This is a genomic window from Paracidovorax avenae ATCC 19860, assembly GCF_000176855.2.
GTDB classification, from domain to species: domain Bacteria; phylum Pseudomonadota; class Gammaproteobacteria; order Burkholderiales; family Burkholderiaceae_C; genus Paracidovorax; species Paracidovorax avenae.
The window spans coordinates 1608265-1620707 of record NC_015138.1 but is presented as its reverse complement, the minus strand read 5'-3'; the positions used below and the strand labels follow the sequence as shown (position 1 = coordinate 1620707).

Sequence of the window (12443 nt, the reverse complement as noted above, 5' to 3'; positions counted from 1 at the left end):
CGGCGTTGGGAGTGTGGATCACTTATTTCACCTCGAACCGGGCAACGTTCTCGCGCGCGACGGGCGCCAGGTCCATGGGCTGGCCACGCACCAGAACCTCGGTGGCGTCGGCCTTGCCGACCACGACCGACCATGGGGGAGCGCCGGGCACCGCCACCGTTTCCCCGGCGCGCACCAGCTTCTGCAGGACGGTGGCACCCGTCGCCGCACGCACCTGGACCCAGGAGTCGCCGCGGGCACGGATGACGAGCGCGCTCTGCGCGGCCTCGGCGCTGGCGGGTGCCGATGCGGCGGCAGCGACGACCGGTGCCGCGGCGGGCGCGCTGGACGCAGCCACGGCCGACGACGCCACGGGAGCGGGCGGCAACGGTGCGCCGCCCACCAAAGTTTCCTGGCGCAGCAGCACCGGCTCGGACACCGTTCCGGCCGCAGGGGCAGAGGGCGCGCCACCGGCCTGTGCAGTCTCCTGGGCACCCGACGGCTCGCTGGTCGCGACCGACGGTGCGCCCTGCAGGCGGTCGAACCATTCCCGGGGAACGAAGACCAGGGCGACGGCAGCCACCAGCAGGAAGGCGACGGCGAATGCGACCTTGCGCGAGCCGGGTGCAGCGGAGGAGGATGCGAGCTTGGCGGATCCCGGCTTGAACGATGCGTTGATGCCCTCGTGCGAGGACAGCCGGGGTGCCTGGTTCTGCGGCAGCAGCGCCAGCACGGGCGCCGCATCGATCTTGAGGGTGCGGCAGATGCTGGACACCAGCGCACGGACGAAGACGGCATCCGGGAACACGCCGAGGTTGCCGGCCTCCAGGGCCTCGAGCTTGTGTACCGGCACCTTGAGCGACACGGCCAGCGCGGCGACATGCATGCCCGCCTGCTCGCGCGCCTGCCGCAGCATCGCGCCCGCCGCGGCGGCATCCGCCAATGCCCGTTCCACTTCCGCGCTGGAAATCTGCGTGTCCTGCGCCACCGGCTCACTCATTGAATGCTCCCCGATCGAATGCCAACACTTCCTTGGAATCAGGGAAACGCTTGTGCAATTGTTCACCCAACTGGCGCATCTCCAGGGCATTGCCCAGGGCGCGCTCGATCTTGATACCCAGCCAGAGCGATTCCGCGTTGGCCAGTTCACTGTTGTTCAGGCGGCGGCTGTAGAACTGCGCCCGCTTCGCGTCGCCGCGGCGGAACGCCATCGACGCCAGGTTGTAACCCACCACCGGATTGCCGGCATCGAGCTCGTAGGCCTTGGCCAGCGTCTTCTCGGCCTCGGCCACCTGCCCTGCGCGCTCCTGGCAGAGCCCCTGCGTCATGAGCGTCTTCGCGCGGGCGGTGTAGGAAGGCACGGCCAGCGCGCGGTCGAAGAAGCGTTCGGCTTCCGCATAGTTCTTCTGCTGGCAGCGCAGCCAGCCGTAGTTGTGCAGCAGGTAAGGCTCCTGCGGATTGATGTCGAGCGCGCGGCGGAAGCTGTCGTCGGCCGAGGGCCAGTCGCCCAGGCGCATGAACACCAGGCCACGCAGGTTGTAGCCGTCACCGAACGAGGGGTCGGTGGAGATGGCCTGCTGCACTTCTTCCAGCGCGACCTGGGTCTGGCCCATTTCCAGGTAGTTGGCGGCGAGTTCCAGCCGGATGCGTGCACGGCGGCGCAGCTCCGCCGCCTCGGACGACGGGTTGGCCTCGGGCGCCAGGGCGGCGGCCGTGCTGGCGCCGGCGTCGGGCCGGGCAGCGCATCCGCCCAGGACCAGTGCCAGGCACACGGCTGCGCCGGCCGCAAGGACGTGGCGGGACGCATGCCGCAGGAACGATCGGGGTTCCACCATCTCAAGCCTCCAGAACGGGGCGGCCTTCATGCCACCGGTTTGAGAACGATCGTGCGCTGCCTGGCCATGCGTTCGGCCGCCCGGGTGCGGTCCTTCACATCGCCGGCGAGCTGCCCGCAGGCCGCGTCGATGTCATCGCCGCGTGTCTTGCGCACGGTCGTAACGATACCCGCATCGCTGAGCAACTTCGCGAAAGCCGCCACCTGCCCAGGGTTGGAACGGTGCAGTCCGGACGCGGGGAACGGGTTGAAGGGAATCAGGTTGAACTTGCAGCGCACGCCCTCCGCGCCGCGCGGGCGCACGAGGTCGATGAGCTGGCGCGCATGCTCGGGCTGGTCGTTGACGCCATCGAGCATGCAGTATTCGAAGGTGATGAAATCCCTCGGCGCATGCTCCAGGTAACGCGTGCAGGCGTCGAGCAGTTCGCGCAGGGGGTATTTGCGGTTCAGGGGGACCAGCTGGTCGCGCAGGGCATCGTTCGGCGCATGCAGCGACACGGCCATCGCCACGGCGCAGTCCTGGGACAGGCGGTCCATCATGGGCACGACACCGGAGGTGGACACCGTGAGGCGCCGCCGCGACAGGCCATAGCCATGGTCGTCGAGCATGGTGCGCAGCGCCGGCACCAGTGCGGTGTAGTTCTGCAAGGGCTCGCCCATGCCCATCATGACCACGTTGGAGATGACGCGCTCCTGGGTTCCCAGGCGCGCGCGCAGGGCGTGCTCGGCGAACCACAGCTGGGCGACGATCTCGCCGCTGGTAAGGTTGCGGCTGAAACCCTGGTGCCCCGTGGAGCAGAAGCGGCAGCCCACAGCGCAGCCGGCCTGCGAGGAAATGCACAGCGTGCCGCGGTCATCCTCGGGGATGAACACGGACTCGACCGCATTGCCGTCGCCGACGTCGAAGAGCCACTTGACGGTGCCATCCGCGGACACGTGCTCGCTGATGACCGGCAGGGCCGCGACGTGTGCGCAGCCCGAGAGCTTCTCGCGCAGCGACTTCGCCAGGTCGCTCATCCGGGCGAAATCGCTGGCGCCGCGCTGGTGGATCCAGCGGAAAAGCTGGACCGCGCGGAAACGCTTCTCCCCGAGCTGCTCGCAGAAGGCGGCGAGCCCGTCCAGGTCGAAGTCGAGAAGGTTCTTGGTCATCGTCGGGGAGCCGTTCCGGCAGGCAGGGCCCGGGGCATGGCGCGCACGCCGCACCGGGCCGCCAGCGGGATCAGCGTGCGTAGATGTTCAGGCCGGGGAAGAAGAAGGACACTTCCACCTGGGCCGTTTCGGCGGCGTCCGAACCGTGCACGGCGTTGGCGTCGATGCTGTCGGCGAAGTCGGCGCGGATGGTGCCGGGGGCTGCCTTCTTCGGATCCGTGGCGCCCATCAGTTCACGGTTCTTCAGGATGGCGTTCTCGCCTTCGAGCACCTGGATCATCACGGGGCCGGAGATCATGAAATCCACCAGGTCCTTGAAGAAGGGACGCTCCTTGTGGACGGCGTAGAACTGCTCGGCTTCCTGGCGCGACAGGTGGGCCATGCGTGCGGCGGCGATCTTCAGGCCGGCGGCTTCGAAGCGGGCGTAGATCTGGCCGATCACGTTCTTGGCGACTGCGTCGGGCTTGATGATGGAGAGGGTGCGTTCGATAGCCATGGTTTTTCCTTGGATGGTGAGAAAGACTTTTGCCCTGCGGACAAAGCCCTCGATTCTAATCGGCAGGACTTGTCCGCAATGTGGCAGGGCACTCAGCGCCCGCCGCGCTTCTGGAAGGCCTTGCGCTTTTGCTTCTGGTCCTGGCGGTGCCGCGCGAGGCTGTCGCTGCCGATGTAGCCCACCGAGGTCTTCATCGGATCGGGCTGGCTGGAGGGCGGCGCGGCACGCTGGCCCCGGCCGCCTGCGGGCGGATTGAAATAGTCGCCGCGAGGTGCCGGGCCACCGGGGCCACCCTGGCCACGCCCACCGCCCTTGCGCGGGCCGCCCCCCTTGCGGTCGCCCGCGGCGGCACCCGGCCCGGCGGGGCGCGGCATGTCGGCGCCGGCGGCCTGCATCAGTGCGCGGATGTCGCGCTCGTCCAGCTCGAGCCAGGCGCCGCGCTTGAGGCCGCGCGGCAGCATCATGGAGCCGTAGCGGATGCGGATGAGGCGGCTGACGGCATGCCCCACCGACTCGAGCATGCGACGCACCTCGCGGTTGCGGCCTTCGGAGATGGTGACGCGGTACCAGCAATTCGAGCCTTCGCCCCCACCATCCTCGATGGAGCCGAAGGCCGCCATGCCGTCCTCGAGCTGGACGCCGTCGAGCAGGCGCTGCTTTTCCTCGTTGCTCAGGGCGCCAAGCACCCGCACCGCGTATTCACGCTCCAGGCCGAAGCGGGGGTGCATGAGCTTGTTGGCCAGCTCACCCGCGCTGGTGAAGAGCAGCAGGCCTTCGGTGTTCAGGTCCAGGCGCCCCACGGACTGCCATTTGCCATGGGCCAGCCGCGGCAGCTTGCGGAACACGGTGGGCCGGTTCTGGGGATCGTCGTGGGTGACGACTTCGCCGACGGGCTTGTGGTAGGCGATCACCCGGGGTGCGGGCGGGTCGATGCGGTAGCGGATGGGCCGGCCGTTGACCTTGACCTGGTCGCCGTACTGGACGCGCTGCCCGATGTGGGCCGGCTCGTTGTTGACGGAGATGCGGCCTTCGAGGATGAGCTGCTCCATCTCCAGCCGGGAGCCCAGCCCGGCCTGGGCCAGCACCTTGTGCAGCTTGGGCATTTCCACCTGGGGCGGCAGCACGCGCTTGGCCGGAGCCACATCGGCGCGGTCTTCATCCGCGTCGAGCTGGCCCGAGACCACGTCGTCGAACCGGTAGCCCTCCGGCGCAGCAGGGTTCGGACGGCCACGCGGCCCACGCGGTGCCGGCTCCCTGCGCTCGCGTGGTGGCCGCGAGGCAGGTGAGGCCGGGCGCACTCCGGCTGCAGCGGTGCCGGCTTCGTCCGGGACGGCTTCTGGCGGAGCGGGTTCGGTCGGGGCCTGGACGATGGCGTCGCCCTCGGCGGGCACGCCGGACACAGGATCGGACGCCGCGGCGGAATCGGCAGCAGGGGCCGCGGCCCGCTTGCGCGGCACGCGGCGGGCGGGCTTCTGGGCCGCGGAGGCGTCGCCGGCTGCGGGTTGCGAGGCAGCGGCGGCCCCGTCGTGATCGGGCTCGGATGGATTCATGGCGTGCTTTCGGGAGGGACCGGAGGTTCGGGGCGCCGGGGCTCCGAATCGTCCTCGGCGGTCGTCGGTGATTCTGTGGATGCGGCGTCTTCCGGGACGGTGGAGACGGCATCGATGGAGGCGGCACCGCTGCCGGCGGGCTCCGCGGGAACGGGATGGGGCCCGGGATCGGGGCCGTCCGAAGCATCGGCGGAGTCGGGCTCCGCTGGCGAGGCGGGCTCAGCGGGCGAGGCGGAAGGGGCCTCGGCGGCCTCCTCCGGCCCGTCGTCTCCTGGTTCCGACGCACCGCGTTCCAGGGCTTCCAGGACGCTGGACTGGACGGCGGGATTTTCAAGCATGGGCAGCTCGTCCAGGGATTTCAGCCCCAGGTCGTCGAGGAACTGTCGGGTGGTCGCGAACAGGGCGGGACGGCCGACGGTCTCGCGGTGCCCGATCACTTCCACCCACCCCCGGTCCTCGAGCTGCTTGAGGATCAGGCTGTTGACGGTCACGCCCCGGATCTCCTCGATATCGCCGCGGGTGACAGGCTGCCGGTAAGCGATGATGGCCAATGTCTCGAGGGCAGCGCGGGTATAGCGCGGAGGCTTCTCGGGATGGAGCCGGTCCAGGTACTCGCGCATCTCGGGCCGGCTCTGGAACCGCCAGCCCGACGCCACCTGCACGAGTTCGACGCCGCGCTGGGCCCACTCCTGCTGCAGTTCCACCAGCAATTGCTTGATGGTGTCGGCGCCCAGGGCGTCCTGGAAGAGCGTGCGCAGCTCCCGCAGCGTCGCGGGCTGCGGCGCACAGATCAGCGCGGTTTCGAGGACCCGTTTGGCATCCACCGTATTCATGGTTCAGCGATGGCGGTTGGCGGTGCCGCTGGCCGCGGGGCACCGCACGAGGTTGGGAGGTTCCAGCGGCTGGCAGAACTCTGCTGGCCCGCCAATGCAGGCCCGTGCCGGACTGGGGCACGGCCCGCGGGGGTGCGGACGGGAAGGCAGCGATACAGTTTTGTCAGCCGCTCTGGTGGCAGGCGTGGGCCGCGGGAGCGGCGGGGCATTCGATCGGGACGGCACGGCGCGCGGCGGGGCCCGATGAGGCCGGGCGGCCGGAAGGCCGCGTTCAGGCCGGATTGTAGCGTAGGCCCCAGGCCTGGAGCGCGCCGGCCATGTCGCCGGGCAGCGGTGCATGGAAAAGCAGGGGCTGTCCGGTGACGGGGTGGGCGAATGCCAGGCGGTAGGCATGCAGCGCCTGCCGGGACATGCCCGCCGCCGGCTCTCCGCCATAGAGCGTATCGGCCAGGAGCGGATGCCGCAGCCACGCCATGTGGACGCGGATCTGGTGGGTGCGCCCGGTGTGGAGCGTGCAGTGCACCAGGCAGCCGTCTTCGCAGGTGTCGAGCACGGCAAGGTCGGTGCGGGCCGGCTTGCCGGCATGCACGGCCAGGTCCACCGCCGCCATGCGCAGCCGGTTGCGCGGATCGCGCCCGATGGCCTCTTCCACCACGCGGGTCTGCGAACCCTGCCAGGCACGGTGGCCCAGGGCCAGGTACTGGCGGCTGACTTCGCGCGCGGCGATCATCCGCACGAGCGCGTCCATCACGGAGCGCTCGCGCGCGACGACCATGAGGCCGCTGGTGTCCTTGTCGAGCCGGTGGACGATGCCGGCACGCGGCACGTTGCCGGCCCGTGGATCCAGCGAGAGCAGGCCGTTGAGCAGCGTGCCGCTCCAGTTGCCGGGGGCGGGATGCACGACCAGCCCGGCCGGCTTGTTGACGATGCGCAGGTGCTCGTCCTCGTACACGGTGTCCAGCGCCATGGCTTCCGGGCGGAATGCCTGGCTCTGGGGCGTGGGCCGCAACTCGACCGAGAGCACGTCGCCGGCCTGCACGCGGGCCGACGGCTTGGCCGCCGCGCGGCCGTTGACCAGCACCCCGCCCTCGCCCAGCAACTGCTGGAGATAGCTGCGGGAGAACTCGGGCACGAGTTCGGCCAGCGCCTTGTCGAGCCGGGCACCGTGCTGCGCGGGCGATGCCTGCACGACCCGGGTTTCCGCGCCGTCGGAGCCGTCTTCCGCCTCGGCCGGATCGTCCGCCAGGCCCTCGGGGAGGCCGCTGGCGGATGGAGGCGCGACGGGACTCAACGCGCGGGCAGGTAGCGCGCCGGGTCCACGGGCTTGCCCTGGCGGCGGATCTCGAAATGCAGCTTCACGCGGTCGGTGTCGGAGCTGCCCATCTCGGCGATCTTCTGGCCGCGCCGCACCGACTGGTCTTCCTTGACCAGCAGCGTCTGGTTGTGGGCGTACGCCGTCAGGTAGGTGTTGTTGTGCTTGAGGATCACCAGGTTGCCGTAGCCGCGCAGGCCCGCGCCGGCATACACCACGCGGCCGTCGGCGGCGGCCAGCACCGGGTCGCCCGCCTTGCCGGCGATGTCGTAGCCCTTGTTGCGGGCCTCGTCGAAGCCGGCCACCAGCGAGCCGGATGCCGGCCAGATGAAGGCCATGTCGTCATCGCCACCGCCGGCGGCCGGGGCCGGAGCGGGTGCAGGAGCCGGGGCCGCCGCCACGGCGGATGCACCGCTGCGCGGCGCGCTCGCCCCGGATGCCGCAGGGGCAGGCAGGATGGCCGTGGAGGTCACCGGGCGCGTGACCACGCCGGTGTCGGATGCGACCTGCGCGGGCGGCGTGGTGCCGGGCGGCACGACGCGCAGCACCTGGCCGACCTCGATGAGGTTGGGGTTGTCCAGGTTGTTCCAGCGGGCGATGTCCTTCCAGCTCTGGCCGGATTCGAGCCCGATGCGGATGAGGGTGTCGCCGGGCTTCACGCTGTAGTAGCCGGGCTTGCCGGCGTTCTCCGCCCCCGGGAGGGGTTTCGGCGGCGTGCCGACGACGACGCCGGACTGCGGCGATGTGGACGAGGAGGATACGGCGGTGCCGCGGTCTTCCACCGGAGCCCTGTTGACGCGGGTTCCGCAGCCGGCCAGCACCACGACCGCCAACGCCACCGAACTCCAAGTCACAAGACCACGCGATACCAGCATAAGCAATTCCTTCAGGCAATCCCCGATTTTAGGGGGACAAAATGTACGGCCTCCAACGTGCTCTGCTGAAGCCCGTGGGGAGTCCTGTCGATCACGACGAGGACCTGCCGCCCGCCCGCCGCGGCCATAGGGGCGACGAGGCGCCCTCCCACGGCGAGCTGTTGGACCCAGGCGTCAGGAATGGTTTCACCGCCCGCGGCAGCGATGATGGCGGCATAGGGCGCACCCTTGGCGTAGCCGGCCATGCCGTCGCCCAGGATCAGGTGCGCATTGGTCAGCCGCCAGGGCCGCAGATTGTCGCGGGCCTTCTCATGCAACGCGCGCAGCCGCTCGATGGTGTACACCTCGCGCGCCACCCGGGCGAGCACCGCGGCCTGGTAGCCGCAGCCGGTGCCGATCTCCAGCACGCGCCCCAGGCCGCCTGCGCGGGCGCCCTCGGCGCCCAGCAGCAGTTCGGTCATGCGGGCCACGATGCTGGGCTTGGAGATCGTCTGCCCGAGCCCGATGGGCAGGCTGGTGTCCTCGTAGGCCTGGTTGACGAGCGCGGTGTCCACGAAACGGTGCCGCTCCACCGTGCCCATGGCCTGGAGCACGGCGGGCGACGTGATCCCGCCGGCGGCGAGGCGCTGCACCATGCGGGCGCGCACGGCGGCCGAATCCAGGCCCAGGCCGTGCGGCACCGGTACGGCCGCCGGCGCGCCGGCAGGCAGCGGGGGTCGCGCGGGCGCCGGCGCGCGTGGCGCACCGGGTGCCGACGGCGTGTCGAGCCGGGCGGGAAAACCGGGCCGCCGGTGCATTACAGCGCTCCGGCGGCCACGGCCGATGGCTGGGCGAGGCGCCCCGCCGTGTCGGACCAGTACGCCAGGCCTTCGTGGTCGGTCAGGTCCACCTTCAGCGGGGTGAGCGCCACGTGGCCGAGCGCGGTGGCGTGGAAATCCGTGCCCTCGGAGTCGTCCTTGGCCGGGCCCGCGCCGCCGATCCAGTACATGCGCTCACCGCGCGGGCTCTCCTGCTCGATCACCCGCTCGGCCGCATGGCGCCGGCCCAGGCGGCAGACCTTCACCGGGCGGAGTTGATCGAACGGGAGATTGGGAATGTTGACGTTCAGCAGCCAGGGCACTTCCCCGACCAGGTGCTGCGCGTGCATCTGCTCGACCATTTCGCGGGCCTTGCGCGCGGCCGCCTCGATCTCGCCCCACCCCTTGTCCACCTGGGAAAACGCGATGGCCGGCACGCCGAACAGGTAGCCCTCCATGGCCGCGCCCACGGTGCCGGAATAGATGGTGTCGTCTCCCATGTTGGCGCCATTGTTGATGCCGGAGACGACCAGGTCGGGCCGGAAGCCCAGCAGCCCGGTGAGCGCGATGTGCACGCAGTCGGCAGGGGTGCCGTTCACGTAGCGGAAGCCGTTGGCCGCCTGGTGGACGTACAGGGGCGAATGCAGCGTGAGCGCGTTGGACTTGGCACTGTTGTTGTGCTCGGGAGCCACCACGTCGACATCGACGCCGGGGATCTCGCGCAGTGCGGCATGGAGCGCCACGATGCCCGGCGCCTGGTAGCCGTCATCGTTGGAAAGAAGGATCTTCATGGGGTCGCTGAGGGCGGAGTGCGCGAAGATTGTAGGGCCCGTCCCACGGGCGGCCGCTGGCGGGGGGCCGTCGCTCCAGGGACATCGGCCCTGCGCGCCGGGCGCCTATGATGCCCGCGCAACCACCGAAGGAGACCCCGCATGCATGCATGGCTTTGCACCCAGCCCACGGGCGTGGACAACCTCGCCTGGACCGAGCTGCCGACGCCCGTCCCGAAGCGTGGCGAGGTGCTGATCGAGATCCGCGCCGCGAGCCTGAACTTTCCCGACCTGCTGATCGTGCAGAACAAGTACCAGATGAAGCCCGATCCGCCGTTCGTGCCGGGCTCGGAGTACGCCGGCGTGGTCCAGGCCGTGGGCGAAGGCGTGGAGCACCTGCGCGTGGGCCAGAACGTGGCCTGCCTGACGGGTACCGGCGGCTTCGCGACCCATGCCATCGCGCCCGCGGCGCTGTGCATGCCGCTGCCGGACGGCTTCCCGCACGTGGACGCCGCGGCCTTCATCATGATCTATGCCACGTCGCACCACGCGCTGGTGGACCGGGCGCAGTTGCGGGCCGGCGAGATGGTGCTGGTGCTGGGCGCGGCCGGCGGCGTGGGCACCGCGGCCATCCAGATCGCCAAGAAGATGGGCGCGCGCGTGATCGCGGCGGCCTCCTCGGACGAGAAATGCGCGCTGTGCCTTTCTACCGGTGCCGACGCAGTGATCAATTACAGCGCGGAAAACCTGCGCGAGGCGATCAAGGGCCTGACGGACGGCAAGGGCCCGGACGTGATCTACGACCCCGTGGGCGGCGACTTCACCGAGCCGGCCTTCCGCTCCATCACCTGGCGCGGGCGCTACCTGGTGGTGGGCTTCGCGGCCGGCCCGATCCCCTCGCTGCCCCTGAACCTGGCGCTGCTCAAGGGGGCATCGATCGTGGGCGTGTTCTGGGGCGAGTTCTCCCGGCGCGAGCCGAAGGCGAACGCGGCCATGATGGCGGAGCTGGCGCGCTGGTATGGCGAAGGCGCGGTCAAGCCGGTGATCGACCGCACCATGCCCATGGCGCAACTGCATGCGGCCTACGAACGGATGGCTTCCCGGGCCGTGCAGGGCAAGCTGGTGCTGGTGAACTGACCTGCCGGCGGCGGCCGGCCATGGCGCCGCGTGCCGCCCCGCGGAACCGCCGCGCCGGCCCGCGGGGCCGCTGCGGCCGCGCTGTTCAAGGCGTCCGCCGTCTGTCACACTCGGGGCCCCCTCCTCTGCCGTGCATGCCCGATGGCCGACCGCCCCCCTTCAGAGATCGCGCGAGAAACCCTCAAACAGCTGGCGGCCCGCCGCCTCGCGCCCACCCCGGACAACTACCAGGCGCTGTACGAGGAGATCGCCGGCACGCGCACGGCCCCGGCTTTTCCCGATGCGCAACTGCGCCACATCCTGCGGGTGCTCCCCGGCCAGACGCCTGCCCAGAAGCGGCTGCTCGGCCAGTTCGAGGCGGCCATCGAGCAGGGGGACTGGTCACAGCTCCAGGGCGTGCTGGTGGGCTATGCCAACCTGGGCCTGCATGCCGGCGGCGCCACTCCGGTGGAGACAGCCCCGGCACCGCTGACGGGCGCCCCGGCAGGCGCCGCCACGGTGCTGCCCGAAGACATGGCGGAGCAACTGGCCCGGCTGGTCGACAACACGCTGCCGGCGCTGGGCGAGGACGATGCGCGCGTCCATGAGCTGGCGGCGCAACTCACGCAGTTCCTGCGCCAGCCCGCACCGCCGGTGTCCACGCTGGCGCTGATGCTCAACAACTTCAGCTACCGGCTCTCCTTCGCCACCGAGGACCAGGCAGCGATCCGCTCCGGCCTTCTGGCCCTGCTGCACATGGTGTTCGAGAACATCTCGGTGCTGAGCCAGGACGACCAATGGCTGCAGGGGCAGGCCGAGGCCCTCAAGGCGGCCTCCACGCCACCGCTCACGCTGCGGCGGCTGGACGACGTGCAGCGCCGGCTCAAGGACGTGATCTTCAAGCAGAACGAGGCGCGCGAGCGCTCCGTGCAGGCACAGCAGCAGATGAAGGAGCTGCTGGCCACGTTCATCGAGCGGCTCGCGCAGATCACCGCGTCCAGCAGCACTTACCACGAGAAGATGGAGCGCTGCGCCGAGCAGATCGGGCAGGCCACGAGCCTGGACCAGATCACGCCGCTGCTCGAGGAGGTGATGGGCGCGACCCGCGCCATGGCGCTCGACACGCGCCTGACGCGCGACGAACTGCAGGAGCTGCGCGAGCGCTCCGAGGCCAGGCATGCCGAGATCGCCAAGCTGCAGGAGGAACTGGACCGGGCCAGCGCCCAGGCGCGGCACGATCCGCTGACCGGCTCGCTGAACCGCAAGGGCCTGGACGAGGCGCTGGACCGCGAAGTGGCACGCGCGCTGCGCAACGACGCGCCGCTGTGCGTCGCGCTGCTGGACCTGGACAATTTCAAGGCCATCAACGACCGGCTGGGGCATACGGGCGGGGATGAGGCACTCAAGCACCTCGCGGGCGTGACGCGCGAGGTGATGCGCCCGCAGGACCAGCTCGCCCGCTACGGGGGCGAGGAGTTCGTGATCATCCTGCCGGACACCTCCCTGGCCCAGGGCGTGGAGGCCATGGCCCGCCTGCAGCGTGAACTGACCACGCGCTACTTCCTCAAGGACCAGGAAAAGGTGCTCATCACCTTCAGCGCCGGCGTGGCGCAGCTTGCGCCGCAGGAGACGACGGTGGAAGCGATCCGGCGGGCGGACCAGGGCATGTACCTCGCCAAGCGCTCGGGCAAGAACCGTGTCATGGCGGCCTGACCCGCCCCGGCAGGCCATC

12 protein-coding genes are annotated in these 12443 nt (G+C 70.4%); 2 read left to right on the top strand and 10 right to left on the bottom strand.

What is annotated here, in order from left to right:
* Positions 1-22: 22 nt before the first annotated feature.
* The 10 genes from ACAV_RS07155 to surE form a co-directional block, all read right to left on the bottom strand.
* Entirely contained in the window at positions 23-979 is a 957-nt protein-coding gene (locus ACAV_RS07155) for a helix-turn-helix domain-containing protein (RefSeq protein ID WP_013593909.1), read from the bottom strand.
* Positions 972-1814: a type IV pilus biogenesis/stability protein PilW gene (pilW, locus tag ACAV_RS07150; protein WP_013593908.1), complete on the bottom strand. Its 843-nt coding sequence runs from the start codon at positions 1812-1814 to the stop codon at positions 972-974. Before pilW ends, ACAV_RS07155 begins: the two co-directional genes overlap by 8 nt.
* Positions 1815-1840: 26 nt before the next feature.
* Entirely contained in the window at positions 1841-2962 is a 1122-nt protein-coding gene (gene rlmN, locus ACAV_RS07145) for a dual-specificity RNA methyltransferase RlmN (RefSeq protein ID WP_013593907.1), read from the bottom strand.
* 70 nt (positions 2963-3032) lie between these two features.
* The gene (gene ndk / locus ACAV_RS07140; RefSeq protein WP_011794561.1) at positions 3033-3458 is read right to left on the bottom strand and encodes a nucleoside-diphosphate kinase; all 426 of its coding nucleotides are present in this window, start codon (positions 3456-3458) and stop codon (positions 3033-3035) included.
* 92 nt (positions 3459-3550) lie between these two features.
* A complete protein-coding gene (locus ACAV_RS07135) occupies positions 3551-5008 on the bottom strand; it encodes a pseudouridine synthase (protein ID WP_013593906.1) in 1458 nt (485 codons plus the stop codon).
* Positions 5005-5841, bottom strand: a complete 837-nt coding sequence (scpB, locus tag ACAV_RS07130) for an SMC-Scp complex subunit ScpB (protein WP_013593905.1) — start codon at positions 5839-5841, stop codon at positions 5005-5007. The genes ACAV_RS07135 and scpB overlap by 4 nt, the downstream gene beginning before the upstream one ends.
* A gap of 271 nt (positions 5842-6112) precedes the next feature.
* Positions 6113-7132, bottom strand: a complete 1020-nt coding sequence (locus ACAV_RS07125) for an RluA family pseudouridine synthase (RefSeq protein ID WP_013593904.1) — start codon at positions 7130-7132, stop codon at positions 6113-6115.
* Positions 7129-8028 (bottom strand): peptidoglycan DD-metalloendopeptidase family protein, encoded by a 900-nt coding sequence (locus ACAV_RS07120; RefSeq protein WP_013593903.1) that lies wholly within the window; start codon positions 8026-8028, stop codon positions 7129-7131. Before ACAV_RS07120 ends, ACAV_RS07125 begins: the two co-directional genes overlap by 4 nt.
* A gap of 11 nt (positions 8029-8039) precedes the next feature.
* Entirely contained in the window at positions 8040-8825 is a 786-nt protein-coding gene (locus ACAV_RS07115) for a protein-L-isoaspartate(D-aspartate) O-methyltransferase (RefSeq protein WP_013593902.1), read from the bottom strand.
* Entirely contained in the window at positions 8825-9616 is a 792-nt protein-coding gene (gene surE / locus ACAV_RS07110; RefSeq protein WP_013593901.1) for a 5'/3'-nucleotidase SurE, read from the bottom strand. Before surE ends, ACAV_RS07115 begins: the two co-directional genes overlap by 1 nt.
* A 141-nt stretch (positions 9617-9757) precedes the next feature.
* On the opposite strand from surE, the gene ACAV_RS07105 reads away from it, so the two are divergent.
* Together ACAV_RS07105 and ACAV_RS07100 are read left to right on the top strand one after the other, a co-directional pair.
* Complete coding sequence (locus ACAV_RS07105) at positions 9758-10732, top strand: NADPH:quinone oxidoreductase family protein (protein ID WP_013593900.1); 975 nt, start codon at positions 9758-9760, stop codon at positions 10730-10732.
* Between the two features lie 141 nt (positions 10733-10873).
* A complete protein-coding gene (locus ACAV_RS07100; protein ID WP_013593899.1) occupies positions 10874-12424 on the top strand; it encodes a GGDEF domain-containing protein in 1551 nt (516 codons plus the stop codon).
* Positions 12425-12443 lie beyond the last annotated feature (19 nt).